This window comes from Pseudarthrobacter sp. RHLT3-21 (assembly GCF_059383495.1).
In genome coordinates this window covers 1-3,325 of the sequence record NZ_JBWZCI010000052.1, presented here as the reverse complement: position 1 = coordinate 3,325, position 3,325 = coordinate 1, and the positions used below count along the sequence as shown (strand labels likewise).

Genomic DNA, 3,325 nt, shown 5'->3' with positions numbered 1-3,325 from the left:
CCGTCCGGGACGGGTTTGTTGTTTGGGAACCACATAGTGGACGCAAGCAGTCTTGTTATCTTCGTACCAGTGCTTGGTGTGAACGTCTTTTGAATGCCGTTCACGCATTGGTGTGTGGTGTAAGTTATCGGCCTATTAGTACCGGTCAGCTTCACGAGTCGTTAGTCCTCGCTTCCACATCCGGCCTATCAACCCAGTGGTCTGGCTGGGGGCCTCTCACACACAAGGTGTATGGAAATCTCATCTCGAAGCGAGCTTCCCGCTTAGATGCTTTCAGCGGTTATCCCATCCGAACGTAGCTAATCAGCGGTGCACTTGGCAGTACAACTGACACACCAGAGGTTCGTCCGTCCCGGTCCTCTCGTACTAAGGACAGCCCTTCTCAAATTTCCTGCGCGCGCAGCGGATAGGGACCGAACTGTCTCACGACGTTCTAAACCCAGCTCGCGTACCGCTTTAATGGGCGAACAGCCCAACCCTTGGGACCTACTCCAGCCCCAGGATGCGACGAGCCGACATCGAGGTGCCAAACCATGCCGTCGATATGGACTCTTGGGCAAGATCAGCCTGTTATCCCCGAGGTACCTTTTATCCGTTGAGCGACGGCCATTCCACAATGTACCGCCGGATCACTAGTCCCGACTTTCGTCCCTGCTCGAGATGTCTCTCTCACAGTCAAGCTCCCTTGTGCACTTACACTCGACACCTGATTGCCAACCAGGCTGAGGGAACCTTTGGGCGCCTCCGTTACTTTTTAGGAGGCAACCGCCCCAGTTAAACTACCCATCAGGCACTGTCCCTGACCCGGATTACGGGCCGAAGTTAGATGTCCAAAGTGACCAGAGTGGTATTTCAACGATGACTCCACCCGAACTGGCGTCCGGGCTTCAACGTCTCCCACCTATCCTACACAAGCCACTCCGAACACCAATACCAAACTATAGTAAAGGTCTCGGGGTCTTTCCGTCCTGCTGCGCGTAACGAGCATCTTTACTCGTACTGCAATTTCGCCGAGTTTATGGTTGAGACAGCGGGGAAGTCGTTACTCCATTCGTGCAGGTCGGAACTTACCCGACAAGGAATTTCGCTACCTTAGGATGGTTATAGTTACCACCGCCGTTTACTGGGGCTTGAATTCTCAGCTTCGCCGTAAGGCTAACCGGTCCTCTTAACCTTCCAGCACCGGGCAGGAGTCAGTCCGTATACATCGTCTTGCGACTTCGCACGGACCTGTGTTTTTAGTAAACAGTCGCTTCCCCCTGGTCTCTGCGGCCCCGATCCCCTCCCACCAGCAAGTGGTGTTCAAGGTTGGGGCCCCCCTTCTCCCGAAGTTACGGGGGCATTTTGCCGAGTTCCTTAACCATAATTCTCTCGATCGCCTTAGTATTCTCTACCTGATCACCTGTGTCGGTTTGGGGTACGGGCGGCTAAAACCTCGCGTCGATGCTTTTCTCGGCAGCATAGGATCACCAAATCCCCCCGTGAGGGGGTCCCATCAGATCTCAGGCATCATGAACGGCGGATTTGCCTACCGTTCGCCCTACATCCTTAGACCGGGACAACCATCGCCCGGCTTGGCTACCTTCCTGCGTCACACCTGTTAATACGCTTGCCTCCCAGGATCAGGTCCCGCGCTCCACCAAAACCCTTCCACCCCGAAGGGTGGGCGGGCAGGCATCGGGCGGTTAGTATCCCCTGTTCAACATGGACGGTTTTTCGCCGGTACGGGAATATCAACCCGTTGTCCATCGACTACGCCTGTCGGCCTCGCCTTAGGTCCCGACTTACCCAGGGCAGATTAGCTTGACCCTGGAACCCTTGATCATTCGGCGGACGGGTTTCTCACCCGTCTTTCGCTACTCATGCCTGCATTCTCACTCGTGTAGGCTCCACCGCTGGTTTACACCGCGACTTCACTGCCCACACGACGCTCCCCTACCACTCCAGACGCCTGAACCAACCCCACAAAGGAAGCGGCTTAGCTAAATATCTGAAATCCACAACTTCGGCGGTGTACTTGAGCCCCGCTACATTGTCGGCGCGGAATCACTTGACCAGTGAGCTATTACGCACTCTTTTAAGGATGGCTGCTTCTAAGCCAACCTCCTGGTTGTCTTCGCAACTCCACATCCTTTCCCACTTAGCACACGCTTAGGGGCCTTAGTTGGTGGTCTGGGCTGTTTCCCTCTCGACTATGAAGCTTATCCCCCACAGTCTCACTGCTGCGCTCTCACTTACCGGCATTCGGAGTTTGGCTGACGTCAGTAACCTTGTAGGGCCCATTAGCCATCCAGTAGCTCTACCTCCAGCAAGAAACACGCAACGCTGCACCTAAATGCATTTCGGGGAGAACCAGCTATCACGAAGTTTGATTGGCCTTTCACCCCTACCCACAGCTCATCCCCTCCATTTTCAACTGAAGTGGGTTCGGTCCTCCACGACGTCTTACCGTCGCTTCAACCTGGCCATGGGTAGATCACTTCGCTTCGGGTCTAGATCACGCCACTGCAACGCCCTATTCAGACTCGCTTTCGCTACGGCTTCCCCACACGGGTTAACCTCGCGACGTAACACTAACTCGCAGGCTCATTCTTCAAAAGGCACGCCGTCACACCCATACAGACAAGCTGCAGATGCTCCGACGGATTGTAAGCACACGGTTTCAGGTACTGTTTCACTCCCCTCCCGGGGTACTTTTCACCTTTCCCTCACGGTACTGGTCCGCTATCGGTCATTAGGGAGTATTTAGGCTTATCAGGTGGTCCTGACAGATTCACACGGGATTTCTCGGGCCCCGTGCTACTTGGGATACTCTCCAGGCGGCACAAAACATTTCGGTTACGGGGCTCACACCCTCTCTGGCCGGCCTTTCAAGACCGTTCACCTATGCCTGCACATCACACCTCACCAGTCCGGCAGAACTGGTATGGAAAGTCCCACAACCCCGACCATGCAACGCCCGCCGGCTATCACACATGGAACGGTTTAGCCTGATCCGCGTTCGCTCGCCACTACTAACGGAATCACTATTGTTTTCTCTTCCTGCGGGTACTGAGATGTTTCACTTCCCCGCGTTCCCTCCACGCACCCTATGTGTTCAGATGCGGGTCACCAGGCAGCTCGCGCCCCTGGCGGGGTTTCCCCATTCGGACACCCTGGGATCACAGTCCGGTTATCGACTCCCCCAGGCTTATCGCAGATTCCTACGTCCTTCTTCGGCTCCTAATGCCAAGGCATCCACCGTGTGCTCTTAAAAACTTGACCACAAAAGATCAAAAACGCTAATTTTCGAGAGAACCACAGAAACCACCCACACCCCGAAAGG

At 54.9% G+C, this 3,325-nt stretch carries 1 rRNA gene; it reads right to left on the bottom strand.

The features are described 5' to 3' along the window. Positions 1-114 precede the first annotated feature (114 nt). Positions 115-3,264, bottom strand: a 23S ribosomal RNA gene (locus AC50YA_RS22990). Positions 3,265-3,325 lie beyond the last annotated feature (61 nt).